At 68.8% G+C, this 21,559-nt stretch carries 22 protein-coding genes; 18 read left to right on the top strand and 4 right to left on the bottom strand.

The annotated features are described in order from the left end of the window. Positions 1 to 41: 41 nt before the first annotated feature. The 8 genes from ADE01S_RS05860 to ADE01S_RS05825 all read left to right on the top strand — a co-directional run bounded on the left by ADE01S_RS05860 (position 42) and on the right by ADE01S_RS05825 (position 7,419). A complete protein-coding gene (locus ADE01S_RS05860) occupies positions 42 to 947 on the top strand; it encodes a LysR family transcriptional regulator (protein WP_062680537.1) in 906 nt (301 codons plus the stop codon). Positions 948 to 1,140: 193 nt separating this feature from the next. Beyond that, positions 1,141 to 1,929: an SDR family oxidoreductase gene (locus ADE01S_RS05855; protein WP_062680536.1), complete on the top strand. Its 789-nt coding sequence runs from the start codon at positions 1,141 to 1,143 to the stop codon at positions 1,927 to 1,929. A gap of 44 nt (positions 1,930 to 1,973) precedes the next feature. Next, positions 1,974 to 3,215 carry a styrene monooxygenase/indole monooxygenase family protein gene (locus ADE01S_RS05850; RefSeq protein WP_062680535.1) on the top strand — a complete coding sequence of 414 codons (1,242 nt, stop codon included), beginning with the start codon at positions 1,974 to 1,976 and terminating at the stop codon, positions 3,213 to 3,215. Next, positions 3,212 to 3,739, top strand: a complete 528-nt coding sequence (locus tag ADE01S_RS05845) for a flavin reductase family protein (protein ID WP_062680534.1) — start codon at positions 3,212 to 3,214, stop codon at positions 3,737 to 3,739. The genes ADE01S_RS05850 and ADE01S_RS05845 overlap by 4 nt, the downstream gene beginning before the upstream one ends. A gap of 23 nt (positions 3,740 to 3,762) precedes the next feature. Continuing rightward, positions 3,763 to 5,373, top strand: coding sequence for a phytoene desaturase family protein (locus ADE01S_RS05840; protein ID WP_062680533.1), 1,611 nt, complete (start codon positions 3,763 to 3,765; stop codon positions 5,371 to 5,373). Continuing rightward, a complete protein-coding gene (locus tag ADE01S_RS05835; RefSeq protein WP_087881492.1) occupies positions 5,370 to 6,266 on the top strand; it encodes a SphA family protein in 897 nt (298 codons plus the stop codon). Before ADE01S_RS05840 ends, ADE01S_RS05835 begins: the two co-directional genes overlap by 4 nt. 93 nt (positions 6,267 to 6,359) lie before the next feature. Continuing rightward, positions 6,360 to 6,677, top strand: coding sequence for a hypothetical protein (locus ADE01S_RS05830; RefSeq protein ID WP_062680532.1), 318 nt, complete (start codon positions 6,360 to 6,362; stop codon positions 6,675 to 6,677). Between the two features lie 154 nt (positions 6,678 to 6,831). After that, entirely contained in the window at positions 6,832 to 7,419 is a 588-nt protein-coding gene (locus ADE01S_RS05825) for a hypothetical protein (protein WP_062680531.1), read from the top strand. 5 nt (positions 7,420 to 7,424) lie between these two features. Here the strand turns inward: ADE01S_RS05825 and ADE01S_RS05820 are convergent, their stop codons facing one another. After that, positions 7,425 to 8,327 (bottom strand): LysR family transcriptional regulator, encoded by a 903-nt coding sequence (locus tag ADE01S_RS05820; protein WP_062680530.1) that lies wholly within the window; start codon positions 8,325 to 8,327, stop codon positions 7,425 to 7,427. Between the two features lie 98 nt (positions 8,328 to 8,425). Between ADE01S_RS05820 and ADE01S_RS05815 the strand changes: the two genes are divergently transcribed. The 3 genes from ADE01S_RS05815 to ADE01S_RS05805 all read left to right on the top strand — a co-directional run bounded on the left by ADE01S_RS05815 (position 8,426) and on the right by ADE01S_RS05805 (position 11,962). Next, a complete protein-coding gene (locus tag ADE01S_RS05815) occupies positions 8,426 to 9,538 on the top strand; it encodes an alpha/beta hydrolase (protein ID WP_122984359.1) in 1,113 nt (370 codons plus the stop codon). 38 nt (positions 9,539 to 9,576) lie between these two features. Then, positions 9,577 to 10,809 (top strand): MFS transporter, encoded by a 1,233-nt coding sequence (locus ADE01S_RS05810; protein ID WP_062680529.1) that lies wholly within the window; start codon positions 9,577 to 9,579, stop codon positions 10,807 to 10,809. Between the two features lie 91 nt (positions 10,810 to 10,900). Then, positions 10,901 to 11,962, top strand: coding sequence for an NAD(P)-dependent alcohol dehydrogenase (locus ADE01S_RS05805; protein WP_062680528.1), 1,062 nt, complete (start codon positions 10,901 to 10,903; stop codon positions 11,960 to 11,962). Between the two features lie 15 nt (positions 11,963 to 11,977). On the opposite strand, the gene ADE01S_RS05800 is transcribed toward ADE01S_RS05805, so the two are convergent. Next, positions 11,978 to 13,006 (bottom strand): AraC family transcriptional regulator, encoded by a 1,029-nt coding sequence (locus ADE01S_RS05800; protein ID WP_062680527.1) that lies wholly within the window; start codon positions 13,004 to 13,006, stop codon positions 11,978 to 11,980. A 295-nt stretch (positions 13,007 to 13,301) separates the two neighbouring features. Here ADE01S_RS05800 and ADE01S_RS05795 point away from each other — a divergent pair, with 295 nt between their 5' ends. Together ADE01S_RS05795 and ADE01S_RS05790 are read left to right on the top strand one after the other, a co-directional pair. Then, positions 13,302 to 13,769, top strand: a complete 468-nt coding sequence (locus ADE01S_RS05795; protein WP_062680526.1) for a MarR family winged helix-turn-helix transcriptional regulator — start codon at positions 13,302 to 13,304, stop codon at positions 13,767 to 13,769. Further along, entirely contained in the window at positions 13,759 to 14,217 is a 459-nt protein-coding gene (locus tag ADE01S_RS05790; RefSeq protein ID WP_062680525.1) for a hypothetical protein, read from the top strand. The genes ADE01S_RS05795 and ADE01S_RS05790 overlap by 11 nt, the downstream gene beginning before the upstream one ends. Positions 14,218 to 14,264: 47 nt before the next feature. On the opposite strand, the gene ADE01S_RS05785 is transcribed toward ADE01S_RS05790, so the two are convergent. Next, a complete protein-coding gene (locus tag ADE01S_RS05785) occupies positions 14,265 to 15,128 on the bottom strand; it encodes a pirin family protein (protein ID WP_062680524.1) in 864 nt (287 codons plus the stop codon). Positions 15,129 to 15,294: 166 nt separating this feature from the next. Here ADE01S_RS05785 and ADE01S_RS05780 point away from each other — a divergent pair, with 166 nt between their 5' ends. The 4 genes from ADE01S_RS05780 (at position 15,295) to ADE01S_RS05765 (ending at position 21,027) form a co-directional block, all read left to right on the top strand. Next, complete coding sequence (locus tag ADE01S_RS05780; protein WP_062680523.1) at positions 15,295 to 15,834, top strand: DNA-deoxyinosine glycosylase; 540 nt, start codon at positions 15,295 to 15,297, stop codon at positions 15,832 to 15,834. Positions 15,835 to 15,962: 128 nt separating this feature from the next. Further along, positions 15,963 to 16,733, top strand: a complete 771-nt coding sequence (gene dsrO / locus ADE01S_RS05775) for a sulfate reduction electron transfer complex DsrMKJOP subunit DsrO (RefSeq protein WP_087881494.1) — start codon at positions 15,963 to 15,965, stop codon at positions 16,731 to 16,733. A gap of 19 nt (positions 16,734 to 16,752) precedes the next feature. After that, positions 16,753 to 17,787 carry an NrfD/PsrC family molybdoenzyme membrane anchor subunit gene (gene nrfD, locus ADE01S_RS05770; RefSeq protein WP_062680521.1) on the top strand — a complete coding sequence of 345 codons (1,035 nt, stop codon included), beginning with the start codon at positions 16,753 to 16,755 and terminating at the stop codon, positions 17,785 to 17,787. Positions 17,788 to 17,826: 39 nt separating this feature from the next. Further along, positions 17,827 to 21,027, top strand: coding sequence for a tetrathionate reductase subunit A (locus ADE01S_RS05765; protein ID WP_373281396.1), 3,201 nt, complete (start codon positions 17,827 to 17,829; stop codon positions 21,025 to 21,027). Positions 21,028 to 21,031: 4 nt separating this feature from the next. On the opposite strand, the gene ADE01S_RS32270 is transcribed toward ADE01S_RS05765, so the two are convergent. Continuing rightward, the gene (locus ADE01S_RS32270) at positions 21,032 to 21,310 is read right to left on the bottom strand and encodes a c-type cytochrome biogenesis protein CcmI/CycH (RefSeq protein ID WP_423220147.1); all 279 of its coding nucleotides are present in this window, start codon (positions 21,308 to 21,310) and stop codon (positions 21,032 to 21,034) included. Between ADE01S_RS32270 and ADE01S_RS32265 the strand changes: the two genes are divergently transcribed. Continuing rightward, positions 21,273 to 21,559, top strand: a 287-nt coding sequence (locus ADE01S_RS32265) for a hypothetical protein (protein WP_218010722.1), incomplete at its 3' end; no start/stop codon positions are given. The genes ADE01S_RS32270 and ADE01S_RS32265 overlap by 38 nt on opposite strands.

Genomic DNA, 21,559 nt, shown 5'->3' with positions numbered 1-21,559 from the left:
AAGTTGGCCAGGGGATATAACAAACGATTATCGGATCAGCCATGCGTTTCAAGCTCAGGCAGATGGAAGTGTTCCGGGCGGTGATGCTGACCGGTTCCATGAACGGCGCGGCCCGGCTGCTGTTCGTGTCGCAGCCGGCCATCAGCCGCCTCATCGCCCACACCGAGCAGAGCCTGGGCCTGCAGCTGTTCGAGCGCGACAAGGGCAAGCTCACGCCCACCCCGGAGGCACAGCGCCTATTCCAGGAAGTGGGGCCGCTGTTCGAGGAAGCCTTGCGCATCGACGAACTGGCCCGCGACCTGGCCGAGCGGCCGGCGGGCGCGTTGACCCTCTGTTCCAGCCCCAGCCTGGCGCTGAATTTCGTGCCGCCCGTCATCGCGCAGTACCTGGAGCTGTACCCCAACGTCAGGCTCAAGTACCACACCACGCTGCTGGCCGACATGGCGCACGAACTGCTGGGGCGCAAGGCGGAACTGGCCGTGTCGGTGCTGCCGATAGACCACCCCAACCTGGTGGTGGAGCCGCTGGCCACGGGCGAGATGGTCTGCATCCTGCCGCTAGGGCATCCCCTGGCATCGCGGCCGGCGGTGAGCCTGGCCGAACTGGCCCGGCACCGGCTGATTCTCTACAGCCGCAATATCCCGTTCGGGCAGCTCGTGGCGGCGGCCTTCCAGCGCGCCAACGTCAGCTGGAATTCGGCGGTGGACATCGTGCGCGCGGAACTGGCCTGCGCGCTGGTGCGGGTGGGGGCGGGCGTGGCCATCGTCGACCAGTTCTCGGTCGGCGAGCAGGGCTGGCCCGGCGTGGTGACGCGGCCCTTGCAGGAGTCGATCCCGCTTTCGCTGAGCCTGGTGCGGTCGCGCTTCGAGCGCCCGAGCCGGCAGGTGCAGCGCTTCGTGCGCCTGATCAAGGAACATGCGCGCGCGTCGGTCCCCGCGCGCCCATAACGCGCGCCTGGCGCGCGCGGCGCCGGCAGGGAACGGACAGCCGCCGCAGTTTTCGGCCACGCCGGTTCGACCTCGATCAAGCTTTTCCCGAATAAGCGCAGTCTTCGGATAGCGGCCGCCGGATCCGGCTACCGCGGCCTCGGCGCGCGGCGCCAGTATTCGCCTCACTCAGTCATGCGAGAGAGGTGATGCGATGAAGGGTCTGGAGAACAAAGTAGCCATCGTGACCGGGGGCGCCACGCTGATCGGCGCGGGCGTGGTCCGGGCGTTGCGCGGCAAGGGCGTGCGCGTGGCGCTGTTCGATATCGATGCCGCCGGCGGCGAGCGCGTGGCCGCGGAGGATCCGGCCGGCGCCCGATTCTGGCCGGTGGACATCGCGGACGACGCGCAGCTGGCCAGCGGCGTGGCCGACGCGGCGGCGCACTTCGGCCGCATCGATTTCCTGGTCAACCTGGCCGCCACCTATCTGGACGACGGCGCCGCTTCGGGCCGCGCCGATTGGCTGCGAGCCCTGGACGTCAACGTGGTCAGCGCCGTGATGGCGGCGCGCGCCGTCCATCCTCACCTGGCCGCCGCCGGCGGCGGGGCCATCGTCAACTTCACCAGCATCTCGTCGCGCGTCGCGCAGACGGGGCGCTGGCTCTATCCGGTTTCCAAGGCGGCGCTGCTGCAGGTCACGCGCAGCCTGGCGATGGACTACGCCGGCGACGGCATACGCGTCAATTCGGTGTCGCCGGGCTGGACCTGGTCGCGCGTCATGGACGAGCTGACGCAGGGCGACCGCGCCAAGACCGACCGAGTGGCCGCCGACTACCACCTGCTGGGCCGCGCAGGGGACCCGGCCGAGGTGGCCGAGGTGGTCGCCTTCCTGCTGTCGGACCACGCCAGCTTCGTCACCGGCGCCGACTACGCGGTCGACGGCGGCTATTCCGCCATGGGCCCCGAACAGGCCCGGCCGGCGATTCCGCGGCTGGCCGCCTAGGGCGCGCAGCCCCGGGAACCCTCAACACTGCAAGGAGAAGAATCATGCGTCGAATCGCGATCGTGGGAGGAGGGCAGGCGGGCCTGCCCTTGGCGCTGGGATTGCTGGACAAGGGCTATGCGGTGACGGTGGTCACCAACCGCGAGCCCGAAGCCATCCGCAACGGCAAGGTGATGTCCAGTCAGTGCATGTTCGATGCGTCGCTGCAGATCGAACGCGACCTGGGCCTGAACCAATGGGAGGCCGGCTGTCCCACCGTCGACGGCATCGGCCTGGCGATACCGCATCCGGAGCGGCCCGGCCACAAGCTGATCGACTGGGCCGCGCGGCTGGACCGGCCGGCGCAGGCGGTGGACCAGCGCATCAAGATGCCGGCCTGGATGGAACTGTTCGAGGCCCGGGGCGGCCGGCTGCTGATCCAGGACGGCGGCGTGGGCGAGCTGGAGCTGCTGGCCGCCTCGCACGACCTGGTGCTGCTGGCCGCGGGCAAGGGCGAGGTCGTCAAGCTGTTCGAGCGCGATGCGCTGCGGTCCCGCTTCGACCGGCCGCAGCGGGCGCTGGCGCTCACCTATGTGCATGGCATGCGTCCGGCGCCGGAATACTCGCGGGTGGCCTTCAACCTGATTCCCGGCGTGGGCGAGTATTTCGTGTTTCCCGCGCTGACCCTCAGCGGGCCTTGCGAGATCATGGTGTTCGAAGGCGTGCCGGGCGGGCCGATGGACTGCTGGCGCGACATCAAGTCGCCGCAGGAGCACCTGGAGCAGAGCCTGCGCATCCTGCGCGCTTACCTGCCCTGGGAGGCCGATCGCTGCGGCGCGGTGGAACTCACCGACGCCAACGGCATCCTCGCCGGCAGCTTCGCGCCCACCGTGCGCAAGCCCGTGCTGACCCTGCCGTCGGGCCGCCCGGTGTTCGGCCTGGGCGACGCGGTGGTCACCAACGATCCGATCACCGGCCAGGGCTCGAACAACGCCACCAAGGCCTGCGCCGTCTACCTGCGCGCCATTCTGGAACACGGCGACCGGGCCTTCACGGCGGACTGGATGCAGCGCACCTTCGAACGGTTCTGGGACTACGCCGGCGCGGTCGTCGAATGGACCAACTCCATGCTGATGCCGCCGGCCCCGCACCTGCTCAAGCTGCTGCAGGCGGCGGACGGCTCGCCGGCGCTGGCCAGCGCCATCGCCAACGGCTTCAACCATCCGCCGGCTTTCTTCCCCTGGTGGGCCGACGAGGTGGCGTGCGAGGCGTTCATTGCCGCCAAGGCGGCGCGGGCGGCGGCATGACGGCCGGGCAGACCGCGGGGCAGCCGCTGGACTGGGGCTGCACCGATCTGCATCCCAAGGTCCTGCGCGGCGTGCTCGGCAGCTACCCGACCGGCGTGGCCATCGTGGCGACGCGCTGCCCGGACGGCCGCAAGGTGGGACTGACCATCAACTCCTTCGCTTCGCTGTCGCTGGATCCGCCGCTGGTGCTGTGGAGCCTGGTGGAGCGCTCGCCCAACCTGGCGGCCTTCCGCGATTGCAGCCATTTCACCATCAGCGTGCTGGCCAGCGGCCAGGAAGCGCTGGCGCTGCGCTTCGCCAGCGCGTCAGTGGCGGACAAGTTCGAGGGCGCGCCCTTGGACGAGGTGCCCGAGGGCGTGCCCGCCATCGCCGGCGCCGTGGCCACGCTGGTCTGCGCCAACGACCAGCAACGGCCGGCGGGCGATCACCTGCTGCTGTTCGGGCGCGTGTTGCGGGTGGCCAGCATCGCGGCCACGCCGCTGGTGTTCCATGCCGGCCGCTTCACGGCGCTGGCGGCCGCCTAGCCCCCTGGAAGGAGCGTACCCTCATGGCCATACAGACCGAGGCCCAGGTCGTCATCGTCGGCAGCGGCATGAATTCGCTGGTCTGCGCGGCGCTGCTCGCGCAGCGCGGCAAATCGGTGCTGGTGCTGGAACGCAACGACAGGCTGGGCGGATGCATCCGTACCGAGGAGCTGTTTCCCGGGTACCGGCACGACGTGCTGTCCTGCTGGTATCCGCTGTTCGTGGGCAGCCCGGCCTACGCGCAACTCAAGCCGGCGCTGCGCGAGGCCGGCCTGGAGTTCGCGCAGGGCGAGTACGCGACCGGGCTGGTGCTGCCCGACGGCGCCGGCCTGGCGCTCAAGCAGGATATGCAGGACAGCGCCCGCCGTCTGGACGCCTGGGCGCCGGGCGACGGCGCCGCCGTCGGCGCGATGGCCCAGCGCCTGTTCGGCGAGGACGCGGCGCTGACCTTCGGCCTGCTGGGCCAGAACCCCTACGGCGCCGGCATGCTGAAGCTGCTGTTCGGCGAATGGCGCAAGCGCGGCATGGACGGGCTGGCCGCCTTCGCCGCCGATTCGATGGAGAGCTTCCGCCGCTGGGCCGACCGCGAGCTGCGCTCGGACGCGGCGCGCGCGCTGATCGCGCCCTGGGTGCTGCATACCGGCCTGGGCCCGGACGACGCCTGCTCGGCCCTGATCGGCAAGCTGACCTTCGCGGCGGTGGTGGCCGGCGGCATGCCGGTGGTGAAGGGCGGCGGCAGCGGCGTGGTGGACGCGCTGGCCAAGGTCATCGAGGGGCATGGCGGCCGCCTGCTGACCGGCGCCCGCGTCGAACGCATCCTGACTCGCGGCGAGGGCCGGCGCCGTCGCGCCGTCGGCGTGGCGGCGGGCGGACGGGAGTACCGCGCGTCCGAGGCGGTGGTCTGCAACGTCGCGCCGGGCCAGCTGTACGGGCAGTTGCTGCCCGATGCGCCCGAACCGCTGCGCAGGCGCGCCGCCGGCTACCGCCACGGGCGCGGCGGCATGCAGATCCATTTCGCGCTGAACGCGCCGCCCGACTGGCTGACGCCGGAGCTGCGCCACGTGCCGCTGGTGCACCTGACCGAGAGCATGGAGCAGGTCTGCGCCTCGGTGACGGAGGCCAACAACGGCCTGTTGCCCGCGCGCCCCACGCTGGCCATCGGCCAGCCCGTGGCGGTGGACCCCTCGCGCGCGCCGACGGGCGGATGGATCCTGTGGGTGCAGATGCAGGAGCTGCCGGTGCGCGTCAAGGGCGACGCCGCCGGCGAGATCGCCATCCCCGCCGACGGCCGCTGGAACGCGGCCTTGCGCGAGGCGGTCGCCGACCGCGCGCAGGCCCGGCTGGAACGGGTGATGCCGGGGCTGGCGCAGCGGATCGTGGGCCGGCGCGCCTACTCGCCGGCGGACCTCGAAGGCCTGAACTGCAACCTGGTCGGCGGCGATCCCTATTCGGGCGTGTGCTCGCCCGATCAGTTTTTCTGGCTGCGGCCGTTTGCCGGCGGCCACGGCGCCCGCGGCCATCGCACGCCGCTGCGCAATCTCTTCCATATCGGCGCCGCCACCCACCCGGGCCCCGGGCTGGGCGGCGGTTCCGGCTATCTCGTCGCGCAACATCTATCCAGGAGCGGAACATGAACAGACACCTACAGCGCGGCCGGTTGGCCTGTGCCGCGGCATTGGCGCTGGCCGGCGCGGCGGCTTCGGCCACCGAGGGCGGCGGCCTGGGCATCTATCCGGACGGCCTGGAGAACTTCATGTCCGGGGCGCTTCCGCCGCCGGGCGTGCACATGCTGGTCTATGGCGGCGGCGCGCGCTACGACACCTTGCGCGGCAACGACGGCGAGCGCGTGCCGGTGCCGGGCTTCAAGGTGGACGTCAACGTGCTGGCGCCGCGGCTGATCTGGGTCACGCAGCAGCAGGTCATGGGCGGACAGCTGGCCTTCCATGCCATCGCGCCGCTGCTGGACGTCACCGCCAAGGCCGCCGGCCAGCGCCATCACAGCACCGGCCTGGGCGATATGACGCTGGGCGTGGCGCTGGGCTACCACCCCTCCGAAACCCTGCACTACGTGGTCGGGCTGGACATGTACGCGCCTACCGGCGAGTACGACCGCAAGGATCCGTCCAGCCTGGGCAAGAACTACTGGACGGCGCAACCGCTGGTCGCGCTCAGCCGGGTCAGCCCGGACGGCTTCAACGCCGACCTGAAGCTGATGTACGACGTCAACTTCACCAACTCGGCCACGGACACCCGTTCCGGCCAGGCCGTGCACGCCGACTACGCGCTGGGCTGGGGCGTGGGCAAGGGCTGGGTGCTGGGGGTGGGCGGCTACGCCTTCCAGCAGGTGACGGACGACAAGGGCCCCAACAGCGCCGCCGGCCGCGCCCGCGGCTTCGGCGTCGGCCCCTCGGTGCGGTACCTGAACGAGAAGGGCTGGCTGTTCACCGCCAAGTGGCAGCAGGACTTCAAGGTCAAGAACCGGCCCGAGGGCGCGCAGCTGTATGTGAAGTTGGGGATACCTTTCTAGGGCCGGCGGCGGCATCGAATTCCCTGGCTGACCGCCATCGTCCAGGGGGTTTCTGCTGGTATCGTTGCGTCGTGGATTGGACAGGACCGGGACATGAATCTGTACGAGGCGATACGCTGGGGCAACGAATCCGAGGACCCCTACACCGGCGGCCCGAATGGCGCGGACACCTGTTTCCTGGTGCGCGCCGGATCGGTCGAGCAGGCTGGGCAGCTCGCGGACGCGGCATTGCGAGGCGACAGAGGCGAGTTGGCGGACTGGGCCCAGGTCCTGCACTTGCTGGGCGCCGAGCAGTCCTCCGACAGCGAACCGCGCATTCTGCGCGGGCCTTATCTACAGCATGCCTACCGGCACGGCTGGCGCCTCTGGAGCCGGACCGACGCTGCGTCGTCCTGGATCGAGCAGCCGTAGACGCGGGGCGGCTTTGCGGGCAGGCCTTTCGTTTATCCGCTGGATTTCCAGGACGGCAAGCAAGACGTCCCCTGCCCAGGCGGCGGGTGTTGGGATAGCATTCGGCGTAAGAAAACCGGCGCCGGCGGCGCAGACGGGATGTCACGGGGGAAAGATGAAGAACGTAGTGCTGGCGTTGGCGCTTTGCCTGTGCGGCGGACTTGCCGCGGCGCAGAAGCCAGGCGGCGGGTTCGAAGCGCAGGAACCGATGCGCAATTCGCTGGGTTTTCCGATGGGCGGAGAAGGCGCGCAGGAGTCGCTTGGCGAGACGGCGGCCACGCACATCGGCTTTATCGGCGCCTGCAAGCTGTATCCGTCCGAAGCGCCGGAGGTCCAGGGGCTGGTGGCCATGTCCCTGGCCGAAGCAAGCCTGGGCATGGATCTGGCCAAGGCGCCGAAGGATTCGGCCGCGCTGCGCGCGAAGCTCGCGCAGCGCCTGGGTTCCCAGGATGGACTCAAGGCCGTCTCGGAGACGATCCAGGCGATGCGCAAGCGCACCCTTGCCGAGCAGACGCATGCAGGCAAGTTGATTGAAGCGTACGCTCCTTTGACGGGCAAGAAAGCGAATCCCTGCACGTTGGAGCAATACTACCTGCGCCAGTTTCTCAAGCAGCACAAGGACGGCGCCATGAAGGCCGCGCCCAGGATCAACCAGCTCGCCCGCGAGATCCTGGCGCAGAATTCCTCCGCGAAGGCGAAGTAGCGGACCTAGCGCGCCTGCCGGCCCAGGCGCAAGGCATCCACGACGAGAGCGAATGCAGGCGAGGGCTGGCGCCTGCTCGGGTAGTACAAATGGTAGCCCTCGAATGCCGGGCACCAGTCCTCCAGCACGCGCACCAGCCTGCCGTCATCGAGATACGGCGCCAGTTCGTCGTCGGGCAGCAGGGCGAGGCCCAGGCCGGCCAGCGCTGCTTCTATTTGCGGCTGCGTGGTGTTGAAGATCAGCGGGCCGTCCACGCGCACATTGGCCTTGCGGCCACGTCGCTCGAAATCCCAGACGTACAGTCCGCCGGAACTTTGCATGCGTTGGTTGATGCAGGGATGGGAAGTGAGGTCCTGCGGCACCTTGGGAATCGGATGGCTGTCGAAGTACGCCGGGGATCCCACGACCGCCAGCCGCATGGGCGGTCCGATGGGGATGGCGATCATGTCCTTGTCGATGGTTTTTCCCATCCGCACGCCCGCATCGAACCGATCCGCCACGATGTCGCGAAAACCGTAGTTCACGTCGAACTCCAGCTTGATGTCGGGATACTCACCTATGAGCCGCATGAGCCTGGGCAGCAGAATGTTGTGCAGCACGTGATCGCCGCAAGTGATGCGGACCGTGCCGGCGGGTTTATCGCGCAGCTCCGTCAACTGGTTCAGCTCGGCGTCGATTTCATCGAAGCGGTGCCCGATGGCATTCAGAAGGCGCTCGCCGGCCGCCGTGGGAGAAACGCTGCGCGTGGTCCGCGTAAGCAGGCGGATCTGCAAGCGCGATTCCAGTCCGCTGATGGCCTGGCTGAGCGCCGACTGCGTCACGTTGAGCAATGACGCGGCCCGCGTGAAGCTGCCTTCACGCGCCACCGTGACAAAGTAAAGGAGATCGTTGAGGTTGCGCCGGCCCATTGCCCAGGTACGTTGAATTAATTGATTAGTCTAGCTTATAGAGCAATTAAGTATTCATTAGCTAGTCAGCCAGGCGCCAGGGGGCAAAAATAGGGGCTATGAAAAAGCTCAAACCACCCACTTCCGCGCTGTCAGACACCGGGCGCCGTGAATTCCTGAACGCGCTGGGCGCGGGCGCGGCCGTGCTTGGCACCTTATCGGCGACGGGCAAGGCGCTGGCCGCCGCGCCCGCGCAAGCGGCGCCGCGGGACGCCGACAATTTCTATGCCAGCAGCCAGGTGCGCCCGCAGGCGGTGCGTTTCAGAAACCAGTTCCAGATGGAGGTGGCGGGCAAGCTCTATGTGCCGCAGGCGCCGGACCGCGATGCCAGGGGCGCGGCGCTGGTGGTCGGCCATCCGATGGGCGCCGTCAAGGAGCAGAGCGCGAACCTCTACGCCACCAAGATGGCCGAGCGCGGCTTCGTGACGCTCGCCATCGATTTGCCATGTTGGGGGGAAAGCGAAGGGCCTCGCAACCGGGTGCTGCCCGACATGTACGCCGAGGCGTTCAGCGCGGCGGTCGACTTCCTGGGCACGCAGCCCATGATAGACCGCGATCGCATCGGCGCCATCGGCATTTGCGGCAGCGGCAGCTTCGTCATCAGCGCGGCCAAGATCGACCCGCGCATGAAGGCTATCGCCACCGTCAGTATGTACGACATGGGCGCGGCCAATCGCCATGCGCTGAACCGGGCGCAGACTCTGGAACAGCGCAAGGCTGTCATCGCCGAGGCGGCGTGGCAGCGTTACGCAGAGTTCGCCGGCGGCCCGCTCAGATACACCAGCGGGACGGTGCATGAACTGACCGCCCGCTCATCGGATATCGAGCGTGAGTTCTACGAGTTCTATCGGACGCCGCGCGGCGCGTTTACGCCTGCCGGGGTCTCCGCCCAGACCACCACGCATCCGACCCTGACGAGCAACGTCAAGTTCATGAATTTCTATCCGTTCAATGACATCGAGACGATTTCGCCGCGCCCGCTCTTGTTCATTTCCGGGGACCGGGCCCACTCCAGGGAGTTCAGCGTGGACGCCTACAACCGGGCCGCCGAGCCGAAGGAACTGGTCTGGGTGCCAGGCGCGGGCCACGTGGATCTGTACGACCGCGTGGGTCTGATCCCGTGGGACAAGCTGACCGCATTCTTCCGAAAGAACCTGGCCGCCGAGGCGTGATGCCCAGCGCGCCAAACTCGAAAAAAAACAGGAATCCCATGGCCAGCAATGCACGGGGCGCCGTCAAGGACCGCCTTGAACACGACAACGAAGCGCCGCAAGCGCGGCCTTCCTGGGGAGCGGTCTACGCTTTGGCGGTGTGCGCCTTCGCGCTGATCGCCTCGGAGTTCATGCCCGTCAGCCTGCTCACGCCCATCGCGAGCGACCTGCGCATTACCGAGGGCATGGCGGGGCAGGGGATCGCCATCTCGGGCGTTTTCGCCGTGCTGACCAGCCTGTTCATTTCCTCGTTGGCGGGCGGTCTGGACCGCAAGCCGCTGCTTCTCGCGCTGACGGTGGCGATGGGCGCGTCCGGCGCCATCGTCGCGCTGGCGCCAAACTACGTCACCTACATGCTGGGCCGGGCGCTCATCGGCGTGGTCGTGGGCGGCTTTTGGTCCTTGTCTGCGGCTACGGCCATCCAGCTCGTGCCGCCGCGCCAGGTGCCTCGGGCGCTGGCGATCGTCAACGGCGGCAACGCGCTGGCGACCGTGGTGGCGGCGCCGCTGGGCGCCTACCTCGGCGCGGTCGTGGGCTGGCGCGGCGCGTTTCTGGGCCTGGCGCCGATTGCGCTGATCGCGTTGGCCTGGCAATGGATCACCTTGCCATCCTTGCCTGCCGCCGCCCGCTCCCCCGCGGGCGGCCATGTGTTCAAGACATTCCGGTTGCTCAAGCGCCGGGGAGTCGCCGTGGGCATGTTGGCCGGCAGCCTGTTGTTCATGGGGCAATTCTCGTTGTTTACCTATGTGCGTCCGTTCCTGGAGACGGTCGCCGGGGTGCATGGCGCCCAGATTTCGTTCATTCTGCTGGCCATCGGCGCGGCGGGCTTCATTGGCACGGTGTTCATCGGCCGGGTGTTGCAATGGCGCTTCTATCCGACGCTGATCGGGATTCCGCTATTGATGGCCGCGACGGCCTTGGCCCTGGTTGCGCTGGGCGGCTGGAGCGCCGCCGTCGTCGCATTGCTGGCGCTCTGGGGATTGGCCGGGACCTCCGCGCCCGTCGGCTGGTGGGCCTGGATTGCCAGGGCTTTTCCCCACGACGCCGAGGCAGGCGGCGGCCTGTTCGTTGCGGTGGTGCAGCTGTCGATCGCGCTGGGGTCCACCGTGGGCGGCCTGGTGTTCGATCGCAGCGGCCACCAGAGCACTTTCGTGATGAGCGCCGCGCTGCTGGCCGCTTCTTCCGTCCTGGCCGCGAGAACTCGGCGGGCCTGCGCGGTGGCGTCCGCATGAGGCTCGGTGACCGCACTATCATATGGATTGCGATCCGCACCCTGTGCACGGGTGGCCAGCGCGCCTGTCCCCATCGTTCAAAGGAATTCCCATGACCACCAAAGCCTACGGAGCCCTAAAGGCCGAACGTCCTCTTGAGCCCATGGATATCACGCGCCGCGCCCCTGGCTCGCATGACGTGCAGATCGACATCGCCTACTGCGGCGTCTGCCATTCCGACTTGCACCAGGTGCGCTCGGAATGGGCCGGCACCCTGTATCCCTGCGTGCCGGGCCACGAGATCGTGGGCCGCGTGTCCGCGGTCGGCGCTCATGTATCGGGCTTCAAGGCGGGGGACCTGGTCGGCATAGGCTGCATCGTCGACAGTTGCCAGCATTGCGCCGACTGCGAGGCGGGACTGGAGAATTACTGCGACCACATGGTCGGCACCTATAACGGCCCGACGCCGGATGCGCCGGGACACACCCTGGGCGGCTATTCGCAGCGCATCGTCGTGCACGAACGCTACGTGCTGCGCATCCGCCATCCCGAGGCCCGGTTGGCGGCAGTGGCGCCGTTGCTTTGCGCGGGAATCACCACTTATTCGCCGCTGCGGCATTGGAAAATCGGGCCGGCCCACAGGGTGGGCATCGTCGGCATCGGCGGACTGGGCCACATGGGCATCAAGCTCGCGCACGCCATGGGCGCGCATGTGGTGGCGTTCACCACTTCGGAATCCAAGCGCGAGGCGGCCAGGGCCCTGGGCGCGGACGAGGTGGTGGTGTCGCGCCATCCGGACGAGATGGCGGCGCACGCGCAGAGCCTGGACTTCATCCTCAACACGGTGGCCGCGCCGCACGACTTGAACGCCTTCTTCGCGCTGCTCAAGCGCGACGGCACGATGACGCTGGTGGGCGCTCCGGCCACGCCGCACGCCGCGCCCGACGTGTTCGCCCTGATCATGAAGCGTCGAGGCCTGGCGGGGTCGATGATAGGCGGCATACCTGAAACGCAGGAGATGCTGGATTTCTGCGCCAAGCACGACGTCGTCGCGGATATCGAGATGATCCGCGCCGATGAGATCGATGAGGCCTACGAGCGCATGCTCAGGGGCGACGTGAAGTATCGCTTCGTCATCGATATCGCCAGCCTGGACGAGGCTCCGCGGGGCTAGGCGGGGCACGCCGCCTCAGGCGCGCCGCCGCAGGCTCTGGCTGGGGCTCTCGCCGTACCGCGCCTTGTAGCCGGCGCTGAACCGGCCCATGTGCGCGAAGCCCCAGCGCAAGGCCACGCTCGCGATATTGTGGGTTTCGCCGGACAGCAGTTCGGCGCGTGCGCGCTCCATGCGCAGGTCGCGCAGGTACAGCATGGGGCTGATGCCCAGGAATTCCTTGAATCCCGCGTACAGGCTGCGCACGCTGACGCCGGCGATGCGCGCGAGCTGCTCGGCGCTGAGGGGCTCGTGCGCATGGGCCTTCAGATAATCCTGGACGCTGCGCACGTGGCGCGGCAACACCGCGCCACGGCGCCCGGGCGGCACGCCCGTGTAGTTGTGCGGGTGGGCGGCCAGCAGCGTGGCCGCGACCAGCTGCTCCATCTGGTGGACGATGAGCTTGTGCGCGGCCAGGTCCGCGTGCCGCGACGAACAGTCCAGCAGATAGCTCATCAGGCAATGCCAGGCCGGGCATTCGCGCCAGCGGAAGCCCAGCTGGAAGCGCAACGGGCGGTCCAGCGCGCAGCCCAGGTGGCCGACCAGCGCGCGCTCCAGCAGCGAGCGGCTCACGCGCAGCATGAACTGATCGCTGTCGCCGCTCCAGCGCATGGCCAGGTCGTCGTCGGGGCTGACCACCGAGGCGACCTCGGGCGTCGAGTCCACCAGCTGCGGGCCGCTGCTGATGCGGGCCGAGCCCGACAGCGGCATCTGCACCAGATAGAAGTCTTCGAGCGGGCCGGGGCGGATATCGACGTTGGCGCCGTAGCGCAGACGGTTCAGCGAGACCTCGCCCAGCGCCTGGTGGTGCATGCGCGCGTCCAGGCGTTGCAGCGGGCCGACCACGCCCAGCTGGTGCGGCCGCATGACGCGGCCGACCATGGATCGCGCTTCGTCCAGGTCGCCCGAGGCGAACAGCTGTTGCGCCGGCAGGCCCAGGACCGCTTCCATTCGCGGCTCGGCCGGCGGCCAGGAAGCGCTGGTGCCGGACTGCGTCGTGTTGGACATGGCTGGGGCTCCTTGCGGGTATTCCGGTCTTCCCCGGCGCGCCGCCAGAGTCCCAGGATGCCAGCGTCAGCGACGGGGTGGCGGCCGCCGGTCGCCGGGGCCTAGAAGGCTTTGATAGTAAAGCTGCGCCGGACCTGGCGGACTGGTGGAAAACCCGTCCCGGGACCGGGAGAGCTATCCATTGCTTGCATTGGCTATCCGCCGAGCGCAGAAAACCGGCGCAAATTTAATTTGACAACCGGTTTCCATTATTGGAAACTGGTTGTCAATTAACGGACGATCAGGGAGCAGGAGCATGAATCCGACCAAGGAAGAACGGCTGACCGGCGTGATCCTCACGCTCTTTCAGCTGAACGGCGCGCTGCTGGACTGGGGCGACGCCTTCGTCGCGCCCGAGGCGCTGACCAGCGCGCGCTGGCAGATGCTGGGCGCCCTGGCGCTGGCGGCGCAGCCGCTCAGCGCGCCGCAGGTCGCCGCCGCCATGGGCGTGACGCGCCAAGGCGCGCAGAAACAGCTCAACCTCTTGTCCGAGGCGCGGCTGGTCGAGGTCCGTCCCAATCCGCAGAACAAGCGCTCGCCGCTGTATCGGCTGACCCACGAGGGACGGCGCATCTATGGCGCCATCGATGCGCGGTGGAGGGAGCGCGCGCGGCAACTGGCCGGCGGCTTCAGCGCCGCGGAGCTGGAGACAGCGGAGAAGGTGCTGGCCGGCCTGCTGGCGGCGCACGTTCCCGCGCAACCGGAGCAAGGCCATGAAACATAGAATCCATGCCGCGGCCGCCATGCTGACGCTGCTGTTTCTTGCGGCATTCTGGATGTCGACGGTCGTGTCCGAACTGTTCCTGTCCGCGTCGGCGGTGGCTCAGGTCAAGATCGCCATTGCCTATGCGCTGTGGGGGTTCCTGCCGGTCATGATGCTGACCGCCGCCAGCGGTTTCCTGATGGGCGGCAAGGGCAGGCATCCGCTGCTGCTGGCCAAGCGCAGACGCATGCCTTTCATCGCGATCAATGGTCTGCTGATTCTTGTGCCGGCGGCGGTGTTCCTGTCGCTGCGCGCGCAGGCCGGGTTGCTGGACAGGGCGTTTTACGGCGTACAGGCGCTGGAGCTGGCGGCGGGCGCCGCCAACCTGGCGCTGATCGGATTGAATATCCGCGACGGCCTCAGGCTGGGCCGCTTGCGGCGGGGCGCGCACGAACAGGGCCGGTCCTAGCGTCCCGCCCCGCCATGCGGGACGAGAGGCCGGCCGGCCCCGTTGCCTCAGTGCATCTTGCCGTAGCGGCCGGCGTTGAAGTCCTGGATCGCTTCGACGATCTCGGCCTGCGTGTTCATCACGAAGGGGCCGTAGCCGACGACCGGCTCGTCGATGGGCTCGCCGCTGAGCACCAGGAACGTCGCGTCGTTGTTGGCTTCGACGGTGATGTCCTCGCCTTCCTGCGAAAACAGCGCCAGCTGCGCGTCGCGGGCGACGGACTCGCCGTTGACCAGCACCGTGCCGCGCAGCACGACCAGCATGCTGTTGCGGCCCGCGGCGATGGGGAAGGTCGCCGACTTGCCGGCCTTCAGCCGCACGTCCCACACGTCCATCGGCGTGAAGGTGCGAGCCGGTCCGGCGTTGCCGGCATAGTTGCCCGCGATCACGCGCAAGGTGCCCGCGTCGTCCGGCAGCGCCACCGCCGGGATGTCCGCGTCGAGGATGCCCTGGTAGCCGGCCGGCGCCATCTTGTCCTTGGCGGGCAGGTTGACCCACAGCTGCACCATTTCCAGGTCTCCGCCCTTGCGGGTGAATTCGTGGGAATGGAATTCCTCGTGCAGGATGCCCGAGGCCGCCGTCATCCATTGCACGTCGCCGGGCCCGATGACGCCGCCGTTGCCGGTGGAGTCGCGGTGCTCGACTTCGCCGCTGTAGACGATGGTCACGGTCTCGAAGCCGCGGTGCGGATGCTGGCCGACGCCGCGCGGGTGGTCGGCAGGCTCGAAGCGGGCCGGGCCGGCGTAGTCCAGCAGCAGGAACGGGCTGGTGTTCTTGCCTTTGTCGTTATACGAAAACATCGAGCGCACCGGAAAGCCGTCGCCCACCCAGTGGGGACGGGGGCTGGCGTGCAAACCGAGGATCTTCTTCATGGTCGTATTTCCTGTTGCGCGGCCCCTGCGGGGCCGTTCGTCATGACTATGAAGATAAGGGCGCAACGCCCGCGGCGGTAGTCCCTGCTGCTGATAAGCACTGTTCTACCTATCGGACGGTGGAGGGCGGGCGGCGGGGCCGCGCCGCCTCGCGTATCCTGTCGCCATGCGTACCACTGCGGACCCGGCCCGGGCAGGGCAAAACGACCAGGTGCGAGGCTTTGCCCCGGTGGCGGCGCCCGACGCCCGCGTCCTGGTGCTGGGCTCCATGCCCGGCGTGGCCTCGCTCCGGCAGGCCCGCTATTACGCGCACCCGCGCAACGCCTTCTGGCCCATCGCGGCCGCCGTGCACGGCTTCGATCCCGCGCTGGACTACCCCGATCGCCTGCGGGCGCTGCAGGCGGCGGGCGTTGCCCTCTGGGACGTGCTGCAAGCCTGCGAGCGCCCCGGCAGCCTGGATGCCGACATCCGCGGCGACACCCTGGTCGCCAACGATTTCGCCGCATTCCTGGAACGCCACCCGGCCATCGTCCGCGTGTGCTTCAACGGCGGCAAGGCCGCTTCCCTCTACCGGCGCCACGTGCTGCCCGGCCTCGCCGCCAGCCTGGAATACGTCGACCTGCCGTCGACCAGCCCCGCGCACGCGGCGGTTTCGTTCGAGCAGAAGCTGGCCGCCTGGAGCCGGGCGCTCACGCTGCGGGACTGAGGGCCGGCGGCCGCCAAAGGAGGGGAAAACCCGGATAATCCGTCCCCGGTTGATGCATATCAAGTGTCTATATAACTCCAGGTGATAAGTTAATTCCTGTAACACCTATGTCGCTTGGAGACCGTTTTATGCATACCCCCGCCAGCCCCCCGGAAACGCCTTTGCCGGGTAAACGTGGCTTCCTGAAAGGACTGCTTGGGCTGGGGGCCGCGGCCACCGTCATTCCCATCCGTGCCGAGGCCGCCGGCCTCAACGGCCAGCCGCCGCGCCGCCCCGGCATGGCGGGCAAGCGCTACGGCATGGTGGTCGACATGCGCAAATGTATCGGCTGCCAATCCTGTACGGTCAGCTGTTCCATGGAGAACCTGCCCCCGATCGGGCAGTTCCGCACCACCGTCCTGCAATACGAAGTCGCGCCCGACACCGGCGGCCCGGCCTCCATGGTGATGCTGCCGCGCCTGTGCAACCACTGCGACAACCCGCCCTGCGTGCCGGTCTGCCCGGTGCAGGCCACCTTCCAGCGCGAGGACGGCATCGTGCTGGTGGACAACGAACGCTGCGTCGGCTGCGCGTATTGCGTGCAGGCCTGTCCCTACGACGCCCGCTTCATCAACCACGAAACCCAGACCGCGGACAAGTGCACGTTCTGCGAGCACCGGCTGGAGGCGGGCCTGCTGCCGGCCTGCGTGGAAAGCTGCGTTGGCGGCGCGCGCGTCATCGGCGACCTGAACGACCCCGACAGCGCCATCTCCCAGCTGCTGGCCGAGCACAAGGCCGACATCAAGGTGCTCAAGCCCGAAATGAAGACCGATCCCCACGTCTATTACATCGGCCTGCCGGATGCGTTCGTCCACCAGGTCGACGGCCAGGCCGGCGTGAGGCTGGCCGGCGCGCACTAAGCCATCGAAGGGGATATCCATGCAGATTTCGGAATTGCTCACGCCGGTCTATGACGCCGCCTGGCTGCCTTGGGCCGTGCAGTACTTCTTTCTCATCGGCATCAGCGCCACCACGGCGCTGACCGCCGCGTTCGCGGCCTTCGGGCGCGCGGGTTCGTCCGCGCGCCGGCTGTTGCCTTGCGCCGTGGCCGTGCTCGCGGTCAGCGCCATCGCCGCGCCGGTCTCGCTCCTGGCCGACCTGCACCAGCCCGGGCGCTTCTGGCATTTCTATGCGCACTTCACGCCCTGGTCGTGGATGTCGCTGGGCGCCGTGCTGCTGCCCGTGTTCGTGACCCTGGCCTTGTTGTTCTGCGCCGTCTGGTGGTGGGGCCGCGTCGGCCTGATGCGCCTGGTCGGGGCGGCGCTGGCTGTTTCGGCGCTGTCCATCCTGGTCTACACCGGCGCCGAGGTCATGGTGCTGCGCTCGCGTCCGCTGTGGCACACGCCGTTCCTGCCGTTGAACTTCGCGCTGACGGCCTGGCTGGCCGCGCTCGGCGGCATGTTCCTGGTGGGCCGTTGGCTGCCCGGCGGCATGCGGGCGGTGCCGGTGGAGTTGCTGCGCCGCCTGAGCCTGGGCGCGGTGGTCTTGATGGCGTTGGGCGCCGGCGCCTGGGCCCTGTTGGGGATGCTGGGCATGGACCCGTCCTTCAACGCGGCCCTGCGCCTCTTCGCGGAATTCCCGATCTGGCGCGTCAGCCTGGCGGGCGCGGTCATCACGGGCTTCTGCATCATCGGGCTGCTGCAGCGTCCGGCGCGGGCGCTGGCCGCGCCGCTGCCGTCGGCCGCGCTGGCGCTGACCATGCTGGCCGCCGCCTGGATCTTCCGCTGGGTCGTGTTCATGAGCGTGCAGGGCGTGCCCAAGTACGGCGCCGGCCTCTACCTGTACGACATGCCCTGGGGCAGCGACGGCCTGCTCGGCATGGTGGGCGTGCTGGGCCTGTGCGTGGCGCTGGTCGCCGCCGTGACCTACGCCCTGGAGCGATTTCCCGCGAGCGCGCGGAGCGTGGCGGCCTGAGGCCGCCGCAAGAAGCAAACGAATTCGGAAGAGAACCTAATGGACAAGCAGCACAAAGACGATAAGCCCGGCGCGCCGGGCGAGGACGCGCCGGACCTGCCGCGCGATGAGGCGCGGCGCAAGCTGATGGTGCGCGGCGGCCTGGTGGCCGGCGGCATGGCGGCTTTCGCGGCTGGTTATGGCGAAACCGCGGTGCGCGCGGTCAAGGGCCTGGCGCAGGGCACGGCCGGCGTGCCGACCGCGCACGCCGTGCGCGGCAATTCGCTGACCCCGGAATTCCGCATCGATCCCCTGACCGGCGTGCTCAGCGCGCAGCCGGGCCAGACCGTCAGCCCGTCGAGCTGCCTGGGCTGCTGGACCCAGTGCGGCGTGCGGCTGCGCGTGGACACGAAGGAAAACCGCATCCTGCGAGTGGCGGGCAACCCTTATCATCCCCTGGCCACGACCCGGCCGGCCGCGATGGACCTGCCGGTGCGCGACGTCTATGCGCAGTTGGGCGGCGACAACGGCCTGGAAGGGCGCGCCACGTCGTGCGCTCGGGGTTCGTCCATGCTGGAGCAGATGCACAGCCCATTCCGCGTGCTGCAGCCGTTGAAGCGGGTGGGCGGGCGCGGCGAAGGCAAGTGGCAGACGATCTCCTTTGAACAGCTGGTGCAGGAAGTCTGCGAAGGCGGCGACCTGTTCGGCGAAGGCCATGTGGAAGGGCTGCGCGCGCTGTTCGATCGCGAAACTCCGCTGGACCCGCGGAATCCGGAGTATGGCGCCAAGGTCAACCAGTTTTTGTTCACCGAATCCGCCAACGAAGGCCGGACGCCGCTAATCCAGCGCTTTGCCGGGCAGTCGTTCGGCACGGTCAACGTCAGCAACCACGGCTCCTATTGCGGCCAGAGCTTCCGCGTGGGCACGGGCGCCGCCTTCGGCGACTTGAAGGGCATGCCGCACGGCAAGCCCGACTGGGACAATGCGCGCTTCGGCCTGTTCATCGGCACCTCGCCGGCGCAGTCCGGCAACCCGTTCCAGCGCCAGGCCCGCCAACTGGCCGAGGCCCGCGTGCGGCCCGAGGAAAACGGCTTTTCCTACGTGGTCGTCTCGCCCGTGCTGCCCGCGTCCTCCAGCCTGTCGGCCGGATCGGGCAACGAGTGGCTGCCGGTCAACCCCGCCAGCGATCTTTCGCTGGTCATGGGCCTGCTTCGCTGGATCCTGGATAACGAGCGCTTCGATGCCCGCATGCTGTCGCAGGCCGGCCCGGCCGCGATGCAGGCGGCCGGCGAGACGGCCTGGACCAACGCCACCCATCTCGTCATAGCCGAAGCGGGCCATCCGCGCCACGGCAGTTTCCTGCGCGGCGCGGACCTGGGCTGGCCGCGTCCGGCGGACGCCGGCGAGAAATGGGAAGATGTCTACGTCGTGCGCCAGGAAGACGGCACGCTGGCCCCGCACACTTCCGCCAGCCCCGCCACGCTCTTCGTTGACGAGGCCGTGGCCGCGCCCGGCATGGATGGCGCGCCGCAGTCGCTGCGCGTGCGTTCTTCGCTATCGCTGCTGCGCGAAGAAGCCCGGCGCAAAACCCTGGACGAATACGCCGAGCTTTGCGGCGTGCCCGCCGACAAGATTGCATCGTTGGCGGAACGCTTCACCAGCTACGGCAAGCGCGCCGTGGCCGACTCGCATGGCGGCACGATGAGCGGCGCGGGCTTCTACACCACCTACGCCATCGCCATGCTGAACACGCTGGTGGGCAACCTCAACGTGGAAGGCGGCCTGTTGCTGGACGCCGGTCCGTTCCCGCCGTACGGCCCGGGGCCGCGCTACAACATCGCCGGCTTCGCCAATCGCGCCACGCCCAAGGGCGTGTCCCTGTCGCGCAACCGCTTTCCCTACGAGAAGTCCAGCGAGTTCAAGCGCAAGAAGGCCGCCGGCCAGCCCGTCTATCCGGCGGACGCGCCCTGGTACCCGGCCACCGGCGGGCTCAGCTCCGAGATGCTGGCCTCCGCGCTGGCGGGCTATCCATATCGCGCCAAGGTCTGGTTCAACCACATGAGCAACCCGGTGTACGGCATCGCCGGCTTCAAGAACGTCGCGTTCGACAAGCTGAAAGATCCGCGCGTGCTGCCGCTGTCGGTGTCGATCAACGCGTTCATCAATGAGACCAACGCGCTGGCCGACTACATCGTGCCGGACACCGTGACCTACGAAAGCTGGGGCGTGTCGGCGCCGTGGGCCGACGTGCTGGTGAAGGCGTCCACCGTGCGCTGGCCCGCCGTGCAGCCGCGCGTGGCGCGCACCGCGACGGGCGAGCCGGTCTGCCTGGAAACCTTCCTGATCGCCTGCGCCAAGCGGCTGGGCATGCCGGGCTTCGGCGCCGGCGCCATCTCGGACAAGGACGGCGCCAAGTATGCGCTGGACACGCCCGAGGATTTCTTCCTGCGCGGCATGGCCAATATCGCGTTCGCGGCCGGCAAGCCGGTGCCCGAGGCCAGCGACGACGACATGGCGCTGACCGGCGTGGACCGCTATGGCGATCTGCTGCGGCAGAAGCTCAAGCCCGGCGAATGGCGCCAGGTGGCGATGCTGATGAGCCGCGGCGGCCGTTTCGACAAGATGGAGGATGCCTGGGCCGGAGAAGGCGAGAAGCGCCGCCTGCGCATGGCCTACGCCAAGCCCTTGCAGATCTGGAGCGAGGAACTGGCGGGCTATCGCCACTCCATGACCGGCGAGCGCTACAGCGGCTGCCCGACCTGGTATCCGCCGCGCCTGGCCGATGGCCGCGACGTGCGCGCCGAGTACGGCAAGCAGGACTACCCGTTCCTGCTCAGCGCGTTCAAGTCCAATCTCATGAGCTCCATGTCGATCGGCGTGAACCGCCTGCGCCAGGTGCATCCGCACAACCCGGTGTCGATCAACCGCCAGGACGCCGAGCGGCTGGGCATACGCAACGGCGACGCGGTGCGCATCGTGACGCCGGGCGGCGCGGTGACGGGGCTGGCGCTGCTGCGCGACGGCATCCAGCCTGGCGCGGTCGGCATCGAGCACGGCTATGGGCACACCGAGCTGGGCGCGCGCGCCCACGTCGTGGACGGCAAGTCCATGCCGCACGACCCGGCGCTGTCGGCGGGCGTCAACCTGAACGACCTGGGCTTTGGCGACGCTACGCGCGGCGAGCACGCCAACGTGTGGATCGACTGGGTGTCGGGCGCGGCCGTGCGCCAGGGCCTGCCGGCGCGCATCGAGCGCGCCTGAGGCCCTAGCGCACCACCGTATCGGCCACCAGTTCCAGCCCGTCGGACTGGATGCCGATGCCGGTCAGCGTGCCGCCCAGGTCTCCCGGCCGGGCGGCCGCCGTGCCCGAGCGGCTGATGCGGATTTCCACCCGCATCTTGCCGCCGGCGCGCGACAGGGTCGCGTCGGGCGACATCGCGCTGCTGTCGTCCAGCACGAAGTCCCGGGGCAGGTCGCCCACCCGCATCTGCAGGATGGCCAGCGGCATGCGCGAACCGCTCTCCGGCCGCGCCAGAATGAACACGGTATCGGTGGCCTGGACCTGGCCGCGCAGCGCATCGGCGATGCGGGCCCGGCCGCTGATGCGGGCGGCGGCGCCGGCTGTTGAAGCCGTGGAACTTGCCGTCGGGTTTGCCGCCGAACTGCTGCCTGGACTCGGCGCGGCATTTGCCATTGCGTTGGCCATTGAATTCGCCGCGACATTGGGCGCTGCATTGGCGGCGCCGGGCGCGGCGGGCGCCGCCGCGGCCGTCGCCGGCGCCGACCCGGCGGC

The organism is Achromobacter denitrificans NBRC 15125 (assembly GCF_001571365.1).
In the GTDB taxonomy this organism is placed as follows: domain Bacteria; phylum Pseudomonadota; class Gammaproteobacteria; order Burkholderiales; family Burkholderiaceae_B; genus Achromobacter; species Achromobacter denitrificans.
The sequence above is the reverse complement of the archived record's forward strand: the minus strand, read 5'-3'. Positions and strand labels throughout refer to the sequence as shown.

What these genes read in the sequence shown, in the direction of transcription:
- ADE01S_RS05860 (WP_062680537.1), top strand. Translation starts at nt 42, where the DNA reads ATGCGTTTCAAGCTCAGGCAGATGGAAGTGTTCCGGGCGGTGATGCTG.
- ADE01S_RS05855 (WP_062680536.1), top strand. Translation starts at nt 1,141, where the DNA reads ATGAAGGGTCTGGAGAACAAAGTAGCCATCGTGACCGGGGGCGCCACG.
- ADE01S_RS05850 (WP_062680535.1), top strand. Translation starts at nt 1,974, where the DNA reads ATGCGTCGAATCGCGATCGTGGGAGGAGGGCAGGCGGGCCTGCCCTTG.
- ADE01S_RS05845 (WP_062680534.1), top strand. Translation starts at nt 3,212, where the DNA reads ATGACGGCCGGGCAGACCGCGGGGCAGCCGCTGGACTGGGGCTGCACC.
- ADE01S_RS05840 (WP_062680533.1), top strand. Translation starts at nt 3,763, where the DNA reads ATGGCCATACAGACCGAGGCCCAGGTCGTCATCGTCGGCAGCGGCATG.
- ADE01S_RS05835 (WP_087881492.1), top strand. Translation starts at nt 5,370, where the DNA reads ATGAACAGACACCTACAGCGCGGCCGGTTGGCCTGTGCCGCGGCATTG.
- ADE01S_RS05830 (WP_062680532.1), top strand. Translation starts at nt 6,360, where the DNA reads ATGAATCTGTACGAGGCGATACGCTGGGGCAACGAATCCGAGGACCCC.
- ADE01S_RS05825 (WP_062680531.1), top strand. Translation starts at nt 6,832, where the DNA reads ATGAAGAACGTAGTGCTGGCGTTGGCGCTTTGCCTGTGCGGCGGACTT.
- ADE01S_RS05820 (WP_062680530.1), bottom strand. Translation starts at nt 8,327, where the DNA reads ATGGGCCGGCGCAACCTCAACGATCTCCTTTACTTTGTCACGGTGGCG.
- ADE01S_RS05815 (WP_122984359.1), top strand. Translation starts at nt 8,426, where the DNA reads ATGAAAAAGCTCAAACCACCCACTTCCGCGCTGTCAGACACCGGGCGC.
- ADE01S_RS05810 (WP_062680529.1), top strand. Translation starts at nt 9,577, where the DNA reads ATGGCCAGCAATGCACGGGGCGCCGTCAAGGACCGCCTTGAACACGAC.
- ADE01S_RS05805 (WP_062680528.1), top strand. Translation starts at nt 10,901, where the DNA reads ATGACCACCAAAGCCTACGGAGCCCTAAAGGCCGAACGTCCTCTTGAG.
- ADE01S_RS05800 (WP_062680527.1), bottom strand. Translation starts at nt 13,006, where the DNA reads ATGTCCAACACGACGCAGTCCGGCACCAGCGCTTCCTGGCCGCCGGCC.
- ADE01S_RS05795 (WP_062680526.1), top strand. Translation starts at nt 13,302, where the DNA reads ATGAATCCGACCAAGGAAGAACGGCTGACCGGCGTGATCCTCACGCTC.
- ADE01S_RS05790 (WP_062680525.1), top strand. Translation starts at nt 13,759, where the DNA reads ATGAAACATAGAATCCATGCCGCGGCCGCCATGCTGACGCTGCTGTTT.
- ADE01S_RS05785 (WP_062680524.1), bottom strand. Translation starts at nt 15,128, where the DNA reads ATGAAGAAGATCCTCGGTTTGCACGCCAGCCCCCGTCCCCACTGGGTG.
- ADE01S_RS05780 (WP_062680523.1), top strand. Translation starts at nt 15,295, where the DNA reads ATGCGTACCACTGCGGACCCGGCCCGGGCAGGGCAAAACGACCAGGTG.
- dsrO (WP_087881494.1), top strand. Translation starts at nt 15,963, where the DNA reads ATGCATACCCCCGCCAGCCCCCCGGAAACGCCTTTGCCGGGTAAACGT.
- nrfD (WP_062680521.1), top strand. Translation starts at nt 16,753, where the DNA reads ATGCAGATTTCGGAATTGCTCACGCCGGTCTATGACGCCGCCTGGCTG.
- ADE01S_RS05765 (WP_373281396.1), top strand. Translation starts at nt 17,827, where the DNA reads ATGGACAAGCAGCACAAAGACGATAAGCCCGGCGCGCCGGGCGAGGAC.